At 60.6% G+C, this 12218-nt stretch carries 13 protein-coding genes and 1 pseudogene; 3 read left to right on the top strand and 11 right to left on the bottom strand.

Annotated features, from left to right (window positions below):
- Positions 1 to 19: 19 nt before the first annotated feature.
- Positions 20 to 985 carry a nitronate monooxygenase family protein gene (locus P1U75_RS03975; RefSeq protein WP_300240093.1) on the top strand — a complete coding sequence of 322 codons (966 nt, stop codon included), beginning with the start codon at positions 20 to 22 and terminating at the stop codon, positions 983 to 985.
- A gap of 71 nt (positions 986 to 1056) precedes the next feature.
- Here P1U75_RS03975 and P1U75_RS03970 read toward each other — a convergent pair whose 3' ends face one another.
- The 10 genes from P1U75_RS03970 to P1U75_RS03925 all read right to left on the bottom strand — a co-directional run bounded on the left by P1U75_RS03970 (position 1057) and on the right by P1U75_RS03925 (position 10170).
- Entirely contained in the window at positions 1057 to 2253 is a 1197-nt protein-coding gene (locus P1U75_RS03970; protein ID WP_300240090.1) for a phenylacetate--CoA ligase family protein, read from the bottom strand.
- 27 nt (positions 2254 to 2280) lie between these two features.
- Positions 2281 to 3090 (bottom strand): enoyl-CoA hydratase/isomerase family protein, encoded by an 810-nt coding sequence (locus P1U75_RS03965; protein ID WP_300240088.1) that lies wholly within the window; start codon positions 3088 to 3090, stop codon positions 2281 to 2283.
- 27 nt (positions 3091 to 3117) lie between these two features.
- Complete coding sequence (locus tag P1U75_RS03960; protein ID WP_300240086.1) at positions 3118 to 4269, bottom strand: acyl-CoA dehydrogenase family protein; 1152 nt, start codon at positions 4267 to 4269, stop codon at positions 3118 to 3120.
- A complete protein-coding gene (locus tag P1U75_RS03955; protein ID WP_300240084.1) occupies positions 4266 to 5375 on the bottom strand; it encodes an acyl-CoA dehydrogenase family protein in 1110 nt (369 codons plus the stop codon). Before P1U75_RS03955 ends, P1U75_RS03960 begins: the two co-directional genes overlap by 4 nt.
- Position 5376: 1 nt before the next feature.
- Positions 5377 to 5826: a MaoC family dehydratase gene (locus tag P1U75_RS03950; protein WP_300240082.1), complete on the bottom strand. Its 450-nt coding sequence runs from the start codon at positions 5824 to 5826 to the stop codon at positions 5377 to 5379.
- On the bottom strand, positions 5823 to 6542 hold the full coding sequence (locus tag P1U75_RS03945; protein WP_300240080.1) for a transglutaminase family protein: 720 nt from the start codon (positions 6540 to 6542) through the stop codon (positions 5823 to 5825). Before P1U75_RS03945 ends, P1U75_RS03950 begins: the two co-directional genes overlap by 4 nt.
- A gap of 75 nt (positions 6543 to 6617) precedes the next feature.
- The gene (locus P1U75_RS03940) at positions 6618 to 7745 is read right to left on the bottom strand and encodes a CaiB/BaiF CoA-transferase family protein (RefSeq protein WP_300240078.1); all 1128 of its coding nucleotides are present in this window, start codon (positions 7743 to 7745) and stop codon (positions 6618 to 6620) included.
- Positions 7746 to 7755: 10 nt separating this feature from the next.
- Positions 7756 to 8613 (bottom strand): MaoC/PaaZ C-terminal domain-containing protein, encoded by an 858-nt coding sequence (locus tag P1U75_RS03935; RefSeq protein WP_300240076.1) that lies wholly within the window; start codon positions 8611 to 8613, stop codon positions 7756 to 7758.
- Positions 8614 to 8637: 24 nt separating this feature from the next.
- On the bottom strand, positions 8638 to 9789 hold the full coding sequence (locus tag P1U75_RS03930; RefSeq protein ID WP_300240075.1) for a thiolase: 1152 nt from the start codon (positions 9787 to 9789) through the stop codon (positions 8638 to 8640).
- Between the two features lie 3 nt (positions 9790 to 9792).
- Positions 9793 to 10170 (bottom strand): OB-fold domain-containing protein, encoded by a 378-nt coding sequence (locus P1U75_RS03925; RefSeq protein ID WP_300240073.1) that lies wholly within the window; start codon positions 10168 to 10170, stop codon positions 9793 to 9795.
- 105 nt (positions 10171 to 10275) lie between these two features.
- Between P1U75_RS03925 and P1U75_RS03920 the strand changes: the two genes are divergently transcribed.
- Entirely contained in the window at positions 10276 to 11424 is a 1149-nt protein-coding gene (locus P1U75_RS03920; RefSeq protein ID WP_300240071.1) for a CaiB/BaiF CoA-transferase family protein, read from the top strand.
- A 253-nt stretch (positions 11425 to 11677) separates the two neighbouring features.
- Positions 11678 to 11923: pseudogene (locus tag P1U75_RS03915) on the top strand (transposase domain-containing protein); the annotation flags it as partial.
- Between the two features lie 114 nt (positions 11924 to 12037).
- On the opposite strand, the gene P1U75_RS03910 reads toward P1U75_RS03915, so the two are convergent.
- A partial coding sequence (locus tag P1U75_RS03910) for an FAD-binding protein (protein WP_300240068.1) occupies positions 12038 to 12218 on the bottom strand: 181 nt, incomplete at its 5' end.

Raw genomic sequence — 12218 nt, 5'->3', positions numbered from 1 at the left:
CAGCAAAGAGACCGAAACCATGTATTCCGACACTCTTCTCGGCCATCTGCGCCTGCCCGTGATCTGCTCTCCAATGTTCCTGGTATCCGGGCCCGACCTTGTCATCGCTCAATGCAAAGCCGGCGTGATCGGCAGTTTTCCCGCCCTGAACGCACGCGAAAAAGACGGCGAGCCCCCCCTGCTTGAAGCTTGGCTCAAACGCATCACCGAAGAGCTCGACGCACATAATCAGGCCAATCCCGACCGGCCCGCCGCGCCCTTTGCGGTCAACCAGATCGTGCACCGCTCGAATGATCGGGTCGAACGCGACGTCGAGATATGTGCCCGTTGGAAGGTGCCAGTCTGGATCACTTCGATGGGCGCACGCGAAGACGTGAACCAGGCGGCACATGATTGCGGCGGCACCGTGCTGCACGACGTGATCAACAACCGGTTTGCCAGGAAGGCCATCGACAAGGGGGCTGACGGACTGATCGCGGTCTGCGCCGGGGCGGGTGGCCATGCGGGTGCCCTGTCGCCCTTTGCGCTGGTTCAGGAGATCCGCGAATGGTTCGACGGTCCGCTGGCCCTGTCGGGATCCATCGCCACCGGAAGCTCCGTACTGGGCGCGCAGGCCATGGGCGCCGACTTTGCTTATATCGGGTCGCCCTTCATCGCGACGACCGAAGCCGTCGCCTCGGAGGATTACAAGCAGATGATCGTTGACAGCGGCGCGGACGACATTCTCTACACCAGCCATTTCAGCGGCGTGAACGCCAATTATCTCAAACCGTCGGTCCGGGCGGTTGGGCTTGATCCTGACAACCTGACCGGTGACGGCAACAAATTGAATTTGGCCACCGGCGACATCCGCCCGAAGGCTTGGCGCGACATTTGGGGCAGCGGTCAGGGGATCGGTGCGGTCGGCGCGGTGACGACGACAGCGGACTATGTTGACCGTCTCGTCCGGGAATACCATGCCGCCAAAGATGGGCTCTGCGCCTGACGAAAAAGGGCGGCAAGTTGCCCAGCCGCCCATCTGATCCTGCCACTATCGCAGATGACTGAGAAGCGATCTCAGCCGTCTTTTTGGTTGATGATCAGTTCTGCATTCTCGGGCAGTTCCGCAACAACGCTCACCGCGTCGGCACGGATCCTGGCATGCAATTTGAAGGCCTCTGCTGCGGCTGTTTCCGCAGCTGAGGCGTCGGCGCCGTCTTCCAGCACAAGCGAAAGCCGGATCATGTCACGGTCACTTTCGCGCGTCACCACGGCCTGCGCGGCCTTTGCGCCTGGCGTCACGATCACGACTTCTTCGATCACGCGGGGATAGACGAAGATCTCGCGCACTTTGACCGCCGCGCCGACCCGGCCCTGCAACGCAGAAATGCGGCCGACACTGCCATCTTCATTGCTTTCCAGAGCAAAGGCGCTGTCGCCGGTGCCGAACCGGATCATCGGCCAACTGGCATCGCGCGCGGTCACGACAACCTCGCCCGGTTCGCCATGGGCTACCTGCTCGCCACTGATCGGATCGCAGATCTGCACCACGCGGTCGGGATGAACCAGATAGCCTTCGCCGCCATCCTCATAGGCGACAAGGCCCAGATCGGCGGTGGCATAGGCGGCCCAGGTGGACACGCCATAATCGGCCTCGATCCGGCGGCGCTTGGCCATCCAGTCGCCCATCTCACCGCCGAGGAAGGCGGTTTTCACCGTCCAAGCATCCCGGCCATAGGTTTCAATCACCTTGTCCGCCAGCGTCAGGAAAAACGCGGTCGAGGCGCAGATTGAAGTCACACCGGTTTCAACGATGATCTGGGCCTGAAGCTCGGTATTGCCGACACCGCCGGGGATCACCGTGGCCCCGACGGACTGTGCCGCTTCGTCGAACAGCAAGCCTGCCGGCACCAGATGATACCTCCAGGTGTTCAGGATGATATCCCCCGGCCCCACCCCGGCCGCCTTGAACAGCAGGTCAAGGCCGTGGCCGCCACCGCCCGAAAGTGCCGGTTCGAAGATCGGGCCGGGGGACACGTAGATCCGCCCGACATCCTTCAGACCAGAGGCGAGGAACCCGCCAAAAGGCGGGTTATCACGCTGGATCTTCAGAAGCTCTTCCTTCTTCATCACTGGCAGCCGCGACAGGTCCGCCAACGACGTGACGGCTGCCGGATCGAATCCGGCAGCCGTAAACCGCGATTTGAGGCCAGATGCCTTTTCGGCCGCATCGGCATAGGCTTGAGCTATATCTCGATAAATATCTTCAGACATGTCCATGCCTCCTCGTCCGATCAGACTTTAAAGCGGGCAGTCCTTGCGGAAGTTCGGTGCGCGCTTCTCGCGGTGCGACAGCACACCTTCTTTGACGTCCTCGCTCATGAAGCCAAGCATTTCCAGCGCGGTCGAGGCATCGAAGATCGGACCGGCCTGACGCAACCAGTTGTTCAGCGAATACTTGGTCCAGCGGATCGCGCTTTGCGACCCGTTGGCCAGTTCGACGGCCGTGTCCAAGGCGATCTGCTGCAGCTCGTCATCTTCGACGCACATTGACACAAGGCCGATGCGCTCGGCCTCTTCGCCCGACACCGGTTTGCAGGTCATCAGATAGTACTTCGCCTTGGCCATCGAGGTCAGCAGCGGCCAGATGATCGCCGCGACATCGCCAGCGGCAACACCCAGCCGCGGGTGGCCATCGACAATCTTGGCCTTCTTCCCGGCGATCGAGATGTCGGCAAGAATGGCAACCACAAGGCCCGCCCCGGCCGCAGGGCCGTTGATCGCGGAAATGATCGGCTTGTTGCAGTTGACGATATTGTAGACGAGGTCCTTGGCTTCTTTCCACGTCTTCATGATTTCATGCGAATTGCCGATCATGTTTTCGATCAGGCTGAAATCACCGCCCGCCGAAAACGCCTTTCCCGCGCCGGTCACGATGACCGCGTTGATGTCCGGGTCGCGGTCGATATCGATCCACATATCCGTCATCTGGGTGTGGGTTTCCGCATCCACGGAATTGAAGGACTCAGGGCGGTCAAAAGTGATCCGCAAAACGCGATCCGCCGGGTAGTCAAATTTCAGTTTGTCGTACTTTGCATAACGCTCTGACACAGTTCTTTTCCTCCTCAGGGTATGGGTTCAGCCAGGCAGTCCGAGGACTGCCTTGGACAGGATGTTGCGTTGGATTTCGTTCGATCCACCATAGATCGTCGTCGGTCTGGCCTTGTAAAAGCTCGCAAGGACATCGACACTTATGTTGCCGACCTGAAGTGGCCCGATGGTGCCGCCATCGGGGCCGGCAGCTTCGATCATCAGTTCGGTAATGCGCTGAAAGCACTCAGTCACCCAGATCTTGAGCATCGAGACATCCGCCCCAAGCGTTTCGCCTCGCTTGAGCTGGTCGGCAAAACGGGCGTATAGCGCGGCGTGATCTTCAACATCGAGCGCGGCCTGAGCAAAACGGTCGCGGAACACCGGATCGTCGAAAGCGCCACGGCCACGGGCAAAGCTTTCCAGCTGCCCCAGAGCGTTCTGGGCCAGACTTGGCGAGCCGATGAAGATGCGTTCAAAGCTCAAGAGCGCCTTGGCCATTGTCCAGCCCTTGTTCAGCTCGCCGACCAGATTCGCCCGCGGCGTGCGGGCATTGTCGAAGAAAACTTCGCAAAACTCAGTCTCGCCCGACAGGGTGGTGATTGTGCGCACGTCGACACCGGACTGATCCATCGGCGCAAGCAGGAAACTGATCCCCTGCTGTTTTTTGGGGGCATCCGGATTGGTACGGACCAACATGAAGATATGCGTGGCGTCATGCGCCATCGTGGTCCAAATCTTCTGTCCGTTTATGACGAATTCGTCACCATCGATCTCTGCGCGTGTGCGCAGGTTGGCCAGATCGGACCCGGCGCCAGGCTCGGAATAGCCCTGGCACCAGATGTCTTCGCAACTCAGGATACGTGGCAGCCAATAGTCTTTTTGTTCCTGGGTGCCGAACTTGATGATCAGAGGGCCGACCATCTGCACGCCCATATCGCGGCCACGATTGACGCCCCAGCGTTGCTGCTCTTCGTAGAAAATCAGTAGCTTGGCGGCGTTCAGCCCCATGCCACCATATTCCGCGGGCCAGGCCGGCGCGACCCAGCCCTTGGCGTGCAGCTTGCGATGCCAATGCTCGATCTCGGCGAATTTCGGGCGGTGTGGCAGATGGCGCAGCTCTTCGGGGTATTCGGCCTCGAAGAACTGGCGCACCTCCTTGCGGAACTCTGCATCGGTCATTGCGTTCCAGTCGTTCATTGTGCGGCCCCCTCTTCTTCGCGTGCCTCGAACCAAAGCCGCCGGTGATAAGCGTCGTCGCCCAGCCAGGCCGACAGGACCAAGGCCCGGTTCAGGTAGAGCCCGACATCGAACTCATCCGTATAACCGACCGCGCCGTGCAACTGGATGGCATCGCGGGTAAGTTTCTTGGCCGCTGTGACGGCCCGTGCCTTGGCCCGGCTGGCCAACCGGGCGCGGATCTTCGGATCCGTTTCGCCGTCCATCTGCGCCAGAGCTTCGCCGACGCCTGCCTGCGCGACCTCGCACATCACGTGAAGGTCGACGGCACGGTGCTGGATGACCTGGAATGACCCGATCGGCTTGTCGAACTGCTCCCGCGTCTTGATGTAATCGAGCGTGATCTCGAAGGCGCGCTCGCTCAGGCCGACAAGCTCGGCGGCGGCAAGCGCCGTTGCATCGACGACAGCCTCGGCCAGCGCGTCCTGAACCGCTCTTCCGCTGGCCAGTTCGGCGGCCGGGGTTCCCGAAAACGAAAGCTCGCCCAAGGAACTGCCATCGGCTTGCGCACGCTTGTTGATGACGAACCCGTCCGCGTTTGCCTCGACCAATACCAGAACCTGACCATCGTCTCCCTGGGCCACAACAAGGAACCCTTGCGATCCGGCCGCGCCGACCACCCAAGCCTTGGCGCCGGTCAGCTTTCCGCCTGCGTATCGGCAGGTCGCATCGGCGGGCGCTCCGCCCGGGCCGCGTTCCTGCCAGGCAACCGCCAGCACAGTTTCGCCGCTGATGAGTTGTGGCACCTTCGGATGATCCGGGCAAAGGCGGCGCAGAAGACCGAGGCTCAGACCGATCGTCAACACGACCGGTTCCGGGGCAATCACGCGACCGACCTCTCCGGCGATGATACCCCCGGCGGCCAGCCCCATGCCGAGACCTCCGTTGTCTTCGGGCACCGCTACGCCAAAAACGCCGGCCTCGGCCAATTCCCGGACCATCTCCGGGTCAAAGTCGCCCCCTGCATCACGCAGTTTTCTGGCTCTTCCACTTCCGCCAGCCCGCTCAAAAAGCATGCGGGCACTCTCGCGCAGCAGGCGAAGATCGTCTTGTTCGCTGGACAGCATATCAGTCGATGTCATTTTGTTTTCGCTGGATCATTACGGGGGTGTCGGTCGAAAAAACGACCTCGCCTGTAGGGTTTTTGGCAGAAAGCGTATAATGTAAAACACCTCTGTCGGGCTTGCTTTTGGACGGCGTGACCGAGTTGACCGTCAACTCAATATCAAGCGGTTCGTTCGGACGCACAGGCCGCAGCCAGCGCAAATTGTCGAAGCCCATGCCACCGATATTGGCAACGTTGACCATCATCTCTGTCATGACAGGTTTGAACACCTCTAGCATCGTCTGAAAGCCCGAGGCGATCAGGCCACCATGTATGGTGGTCGCAAAGGCTTCGTCGGTGTGCAGCCGCTGCGGATCCCATTCCTCGGCAAACGTCTTTATCGAGTCAGCGCTCATCGGGGCGCTGCGAAATTGATAGACTTGGCCCGGCGCAAAATCATCCAGATACCTCAAGTGGCATCCTCCTTTGCAAAACCGGAATCGTATCCGCGCGCATCCTTGGAAATCCGGACGCGGTTGAACTCTTCCAGCTTCGGATAGGTTTCCTTGAAGGCCTTCAGGAATTCGCCCATCGGCGCGTCGAAATAGAGCCCCCGATCGTTCACATATTCCATGTGCCGATGGTTCTGTTCGTCGAACTCGTGGAAAAGCGCATCGTGATAGCCGTCGAAGACCAGTGGTTTGACCCCAAATCGTTCGCACAGCTCCATGTTGAAGGCAGGCGTGACCTTGTAGGGTTCACCATCCAGCCACAGTTGAACGTAGCCGTGATAGATGAACAGGTCGGTCTCCATCAACTCCTGCAGCTTGGGGGTATTCAGGTGGTTGCGCACATCGGCAAACCCCAGTGCGGCGGGGACACCAACGGCACGCAAACAGGCCGCAAGCAGGATCGCCTTGGGGACGCAAAACGCCGCTTCTGCTCCGGCAATCCGGCTGGCACGGTAAGAATCTTCATCCAACGCAAAACAATACGGGTCGTAACGAATGCCGTCGCGAACCGCTTCAAACAGGCGGATCGCCTTGTCTCGATTGGTTGCGTCAACAGGAAGATCACGCAAAGCCGATGTCACGAAACCCTGCACTTCGAGGCTATCGCTCTCGACATAGTGCGATGGCATTACATAGCGCTCGGCTTCGGCCGGCAGGTCTTCTTTGGACTTGTCCATTGGACCTCTCCACTTTTTCTAACATTTGTTAGATTAACGGTTCAGAACGGGCGCGTCAACGGCGATTTAATCAGCCTACGTCACGTCCAGCCCGTAACGCGCGTTGTCTTCGCCCAAGGCGGCCGCAACTCCGACCGAGTTGGCCGGGGAACGGAACTCCGGCGCAATTGGCAGCGGCAATGCGGGCGCGATCTGGCCGGATATGCTCAGGTTTCGCCCGAACACGTCACGCGTTTTGAAATGCGGGTCAAGCGACGCCTCGGCGGGCGTTTTCACGACCGAACAGCAACAATCGGCCGCCGCGAGCAAAGGCTCCCAATGGGTCGAGGGCCGTTCCCCGAGACGACGCGCAACTTCCGCGGCACAGGCATTTGGATCGGACCAGTCGTCGCGAAGCTCCGGCGGCAGACCGATGACATCACAGAACGACTGCCAGAACTTCTCTTCCAACGCACCGACAGCGATCTGACGCCCATCCGCAGCCGTATACAGCCGATACCGTGCCAGACCGCCCGTCAGGCGGCTGCCGCCGCTTCCGATGTTCTGCCCGGCGATCACACCTTCGGCATGGGCCCAATAGGCAAATGCGAACGGCCCCTCGGACATGGCGATATCCAGATGCGTCCCCTGCCCGCTTGTCTGCCGCGCGATCAGGGCCAGCAGGATATTTACAACCGCCGGATAGGTGCCGCCCCCGATATCGGCAATCAGGCCGAAAGGCGCCGTTGGCTGATCGTCCGGTCCCCGACCCAGCGACAGGATACCTGAATCGCCCACGTAGTTGAGATCGTGCCCAGCAAGGGAAACCTTTGGTCCGGTCTGGCCATAGCCTGTTATCGAACAGTAGATGATGCCGGGATTGATCTCGCGCACGGTATCGTATCCCAGGCCGAGACGGTCCATCACGCCGGGACGGAACTGCTCTACCAGAACATCGGCCTTCTCGATCAAGGGGCGCAACAGATCTACTGCGCCGCTTGACTTGAGGTCGATGGCCACCGATCGCTTGCCGTGGTTCAACACGGCAAATCCGATACTCACTCCTTCGATCATGGGTTCCGTGTGGCGTGCGTCCTCGCCGACCCCGGGCCGCTCGAACTTGACCACTTCGGCGCCGGCCTCGGAAAGCATGAGCGTCGCCATCGGACCGGGAAGAAGGGTGCTGAAATCCAGCACCAGTATATCCTTAAGCGGTTGAACCATCTTCAGTGCCTCAGGCGAAGCGCGCCGCGCCGTTGTTCAGAACAACCACATCGCGTGCCGGAATCGACGCGCGGAATCGAGCCTCGCCGTCTTCTTCCCAGATTTCGAACCGCACGGTTTCGCCGGGATAGACCGGCGCAGAGAACCGCACGTCGAGACCGACAAGCCGGGAGGCATCGTAATCCAGCACCGACTTGAGGATCGCCCGGGCGGCCAGACCATAGGTCGCCAGACCGTGCAGGATCGGGCGGTCGAACCCGACCGACCGCGCGACATCGGGGTCGGCATGCAGCGGGTTCATGTCGCCGCTGAGCCGGTAGATCAGCGCCTGGCGCGGAAGCGTCTCGATATCACATATGTGATCGGACGCCCGGTCCGGCAGCACCGCCGGCGTCGGGCCGGGCCTGTTCTCGCCGCCGAATCCGCCGTCGCCCCGGCAGAAGGCCGACATCGCGACGCGTGCCAGCTTGTCGCCGCTATCCGCGTCGATGATCTCGCGGCTTTGATAGATAACCGCGCCCTTGCCCTCGCCCTTGTCCGAGATGAAGTCGATCTGGCTGCGGCCGATGATATTGGCATTCACGGGCAGCGGCTTGTAGATATCCAGCCATTGTTCGCCGTGCAGCACTTTCTGCCAATTCACGCCGGTCCTGGGATTGCGCAGCCAAAAGCCGGGATACCCCATAGTGACCGCCATCGAGGGAACCGCCTTCAGCCCGTCCTCATAGACATAGGCCAGTTCCTTTTTATCGGTCGGATCCTCACCGAACCCAAGGCCGAGCGCGTAAAGGATGGTATCCCGCTCGGTCAATGTTTGTTCGATTTCCTCAAAGTCCCAGTTCGAAAGTGCTTCGAAATCCAATGGCATAATCTTTTCCTCCCTTGATTGCCGTCAGAGCGTGTTTTGTGATCCCAGAATTGCCGTAACCTGACTGGAGAGCACACCGCCGTTACCATGCGCTAGCGCCAGGTCGATGCCGTCCAGTTGTAAGCCGGGTGCGTCGCCGCGGATCTGGCGGGCGGCCTCGATCACCGTGAAGATGCCGTACATACCGGGGTGCACACAGGACAAGCCTCCACCGTTCGTATTCACCGGCAACGCCCCGCCAGGTGCGATGCGTCCGCCCTCGACGAAGGCCCCGCCCTCGCCCTTGGCGCAAAAGCCGAGATCCTCGAGGAACAGGATGGTGTTGATGGTGAAGGCATCGTAAAGTTCAACCGCCTGGATGTCGGCGGGCGATACCCCTGCGGCGGCAAAGGCGCGCTTTCCGGACTCGCATGCGGCGGTCACGGTGAAGTCCTTCATCTGAGAGATCTGCCGGTGCGAGCTTTCTGCCGCACTGCCAAGCACATAGACGGGTGGTTTGAGGAAATCCTTCGCGCGTTCGGCCCTGACCATCACAATCGCGCCACCGCCATCGGTCACCAGACAACAGTCCCGCACTGTCAACGGATCGCCTACCATGCGCGCGCCCAACACGTCCTCGCGGGTCAGCGGGCCGCGCTCGAACGCTTCGGGGTTGTGCTGCGCCCATGACCGCGCGGCAACGGCCACGTCGGCCAGATGCTCTCGGGTGGTGCCGTATTCATGCATGTGCCGCGCTGCGGCCATCGCATATGCCGAGATCGGATAGCGCGGATTATACGGTGCCTCATAGGCCGGCGGGCGCGAGGCCGTCACCAGCTTGCCCGATGCGGTTCGCTGATTGGAGCCATAAACGATCAGAGCGACATCGCACAGGCCGGCATCAAGCGCCATGGTCGCGGAGGTCAGGTAATTCACGAAGGACGAACCACCCGTCATGGTGCCGTCAATGAAGCGAGGCTGAATGCCCAGATACTCCGCCGCCATAAGCGCTGGCATGCTGTCTTCCATCATGGTGCAGAACAGGCCGTCCACGTCGGACAACCTCAGCCCGGCATCGTCCAGAGCTGCAAGTGCGGACTGCGCCATGACATCATAGGCCGTCAGGCCGTGCGCTTCGCCGAAACCGGCGTGCCCGGTTCCGACAATCGCGGATTTTCCCCGAAGCCGATCGGTCATGCGTTATGCCTCCGCCGGTTTGAAAAGCACGGCCGGGGTCCCCTCGGCCTCTCCCACGAAGGCGGTCACCGCCATGTCGATGACTACGTTTTCCGGGGATATCCCCTCGACCCGGCTCATCATCCTGACGCCTTCCTCCAGTTCGACCATGCACACGTTGTAGTCGCCTCCACGTTCAGGCTTTCGACGGACGACGGTTGTGGTGTGGACCCATCCCGCGCCGGTCGCCCGCTTCCACGAAATCGCGGCGCCATGACAGTGTGGGCACAGGACTCTCGGGAAAAAGTGATAGGCGCCGCAGTCTTTGCATTTAGGCAGCAAGATCTCTCCGTTTGCCAATGCGCGCTGGAAAATCTGATCTGGTCCTGTGGCGTCCGGCACCGAAGTTCTCCTTCAAGTGGTCCAATTTGCGGTTAAGCGTATTGATAATATTTCTAACATTTGTTAGATTTAGTCAACCTCTTAGGACCATTTGCGAGACACTCAATGTCAGGATCAGACTTAGCTCCGCTTTCCGGTAAACTCGTCATCGCGCTCGAACAGGCAGTGGCAGCGCCTTTTTGCTCCTCCCGGCTGGCCGATGCCGGCGCGCGCGTGATCAAGATCGAACGTAAGGGCGCGGGCGATTTCGCGCGCGCTTACGATACTGCGGCCAACGGTGAAAGCGCCTATTTCACATGGTTGAACCGAGGCAAGGAATCGATTGCACTGGACATCAAAGCGCCAGAAGATCGCGAGATCCTGCTGAGAATGCTGGAAAACGCGGATGTGTTCATCCAGAATCTTCTGCCCGGCGCTTTGGCTAAACTGGGCTTGGATTCAGCGACCTTGCGAGAGAAGTTTCCGCGCCTGGTGACCTGCGACATCACCGGATATGGCGAAGATGGCCCGATGCGCAACGCCAAGGCCTATGACCTTCTGGTGCAATGCGAAAGCGGACTGGCATCTGTGACCGGCACACCGGACGGGCCAGGTCGGGTTGGCGTGTCGGTCTGTGATATCGCCACGGGCATGACTGCCCATGCCGGGATCTGCGAAGCGCTGGTCAGATGTGATCTCACCGGCAAGGGCAGCGGCGTTTCGGTGGCAATGTTCGACGTCATGGCCGACTGGATGTCGGTTCCGCTGCTCTATCACGATTACCTTGGCAAGCCGACGCCGCGTGTCGGACTGAACCACACGGTCATCTGCCCTTACGGGGCCTATGAGTGCAAGGACGGCCAGCTTGTCGTCATTACCGTGCAGCACAGCGGCGAATGGCGACGCTTCTGTGAACACATACTGGGCGACGCGACTCTGGCAACAGACCCGCGCTTTCATGACAACACGGCGCGGATAGACAACAAGCCCGCGCTCGAAGCGCTCATCAAGGCCGTGTTCGGCTCTCATGACCGCGCCGAGATGCTGAAACGGCTTGACGCCGCGGGCATTGCGTCCGGGGCCGTGAATGACGTGGCGGCCCTGTCCGATCACCCGCAGCTTGACAGGTCCGTGATTGGCACACCCTCCGGCGAAATCAATGTCCCAACGCCCCCGATCCGGCGCAGCGTCGGCGAAACGATTCTTGGCCCCTGCCCTGCCTTCGACGCGGAGGGCCAGGCCCTTCGCGCCGAGTTCGGGCCTCGTTCACAATGAAAGTTACGCAAAATGATGCCATACCGCGCGGCCACCGCATTGACAGTGTTGCCCGACTCCAGCCTCTCCGATACCGCCTGCGCCTTGGCGGCATCGGTCCAGCGACGGTGCCCAGAGGCATAGACCTCAACGCCCAGAGATCTGAGAACCGAATTTGTCGCGCACATTGCGAAACGCACTCTCCATCTTGAGATGGGTATCACCTCGCACCCGAAGCCACGGGCGGCAACGTGGGGTGGGACCGCCGCTTACGATCGACTCCAACGCCGTGGAAAACCTCATCCGCCCGATCGCGCTCACCCGAAAAAACGCTTTGTTTGCGGGGCATGACGAAGGCGGGCGCACCTGGGCCCGCATCGCCTCGCTGATCGCGTCCGCAAAGATCAACGGCGTCGAGGCCTTCGCCTACCTGAAGGCGACGTCAGAGGCCATCGCGGCCGGCCATCCTGCCAGCAAGATCGACGATCTCCTGCCCTGGAACTTCAACCCGTCAACCTGATACCCGGTGGGGCGGAGACACCGCATAAACTCTTCTCACTCGGGAACAAGATGTACCCACTAAAAAACGGCCCGCCTTATGGCGGACCGTTTCGTATTGGATGTAATGGGTGACTTACAGCTTCTCGGTCAGCTCGGGCACCGCCTGGAACAGATCGGCGACCAGGCCAAAGTCGGCCACCTGGAAGATCGGCGCCTCCTCGTCCTTGTTGATGGCGACGATGATCTTGGAGTCCTTCATGCCGGCCAGGTGCTGGATCGCGCCGGAGATGCCGACCGCGATGTAAAGCTCGGGC

The sequence above is a fragment of the Antarcticimicrobium sp. genome, assembly GCF_029212575.1.
In the GTDB taxonomy this organism is placed as follows: Bacteria; Pseudomonadota; Alphaproteobacteria; order Rhodobacterales; family Rhodobacteraceae; genus Antarcticimicrobium.
This window is presented reverse-complemented; position numbering and strand designations above follow the sequence as displayed.

Bases quoted from the DNA above. Each gene is read 5' to 3' on its own strand.
- P1U75_RS03975 (WP_300240093.1), top strand. From the start codon at position 20: ATGTATTCCGACACTCTTCTCGGCCATCTGCGCCTGCCCGTGATCTGC.
- P1U75_RS03970 (WP_300240090.1), bottom strand. From the start codon at position 2,253: ATGTCTGAAGATATTTATCGAGATATAGCTCAAGCCTATGCCGATGCG.
- P1U75_RS03960 (WP_300240086.1), bottom strand. From the start codon at position 4,269: ATGAACGACTGGAACGCAATGACCGATGCAGAGTTCCGCAAGGAGGTG.
- P1U75_RS03955 (WP_300240084.1), bottom strand. From the start codon at position 5,375: ATGCTGTCCAGCGAACAAGACGATCTTCGCCTGCTGCGCGAGAGTGCC.
- P1U75_RS03945 (WP_300240080.1), bottom strand. From the start codon at position 6,542: ATGGACAAGTCCAAAGAAGACCTGCCGGCCGAAGCCGAGCGCTATGTA.
- P1U75_RS03940 (WP_300240078.1), bottom strand. From the start codon at position 7,745: ATGGTTCAACCGCTTAAGGATATACTGGTGCTGGATTTCAGCACCCTT.
- P1U75_RS03935 (WP_300240076.1), bottom strand. From the start codon at position 8,613: ATGCCATTGGATTTCGAAGCACTTTCGAACTGGGACTTTGAGGAAATC.
- P1U75_RS03930 (WP_300240075.1), bottom strand. From the start codon at position 9,789: ATGACCGATCGGCTTCGGGGAAAATCCGCGATTGTCGGAACCGGGCAC.
- P1U75_RS03920 (WP_300240071.1), top strand. From the start codon at position 10,276: ATGTCAGGATCAGACTTAGCTCCGCTTTCCGGTAAACTCGTCATCGCG.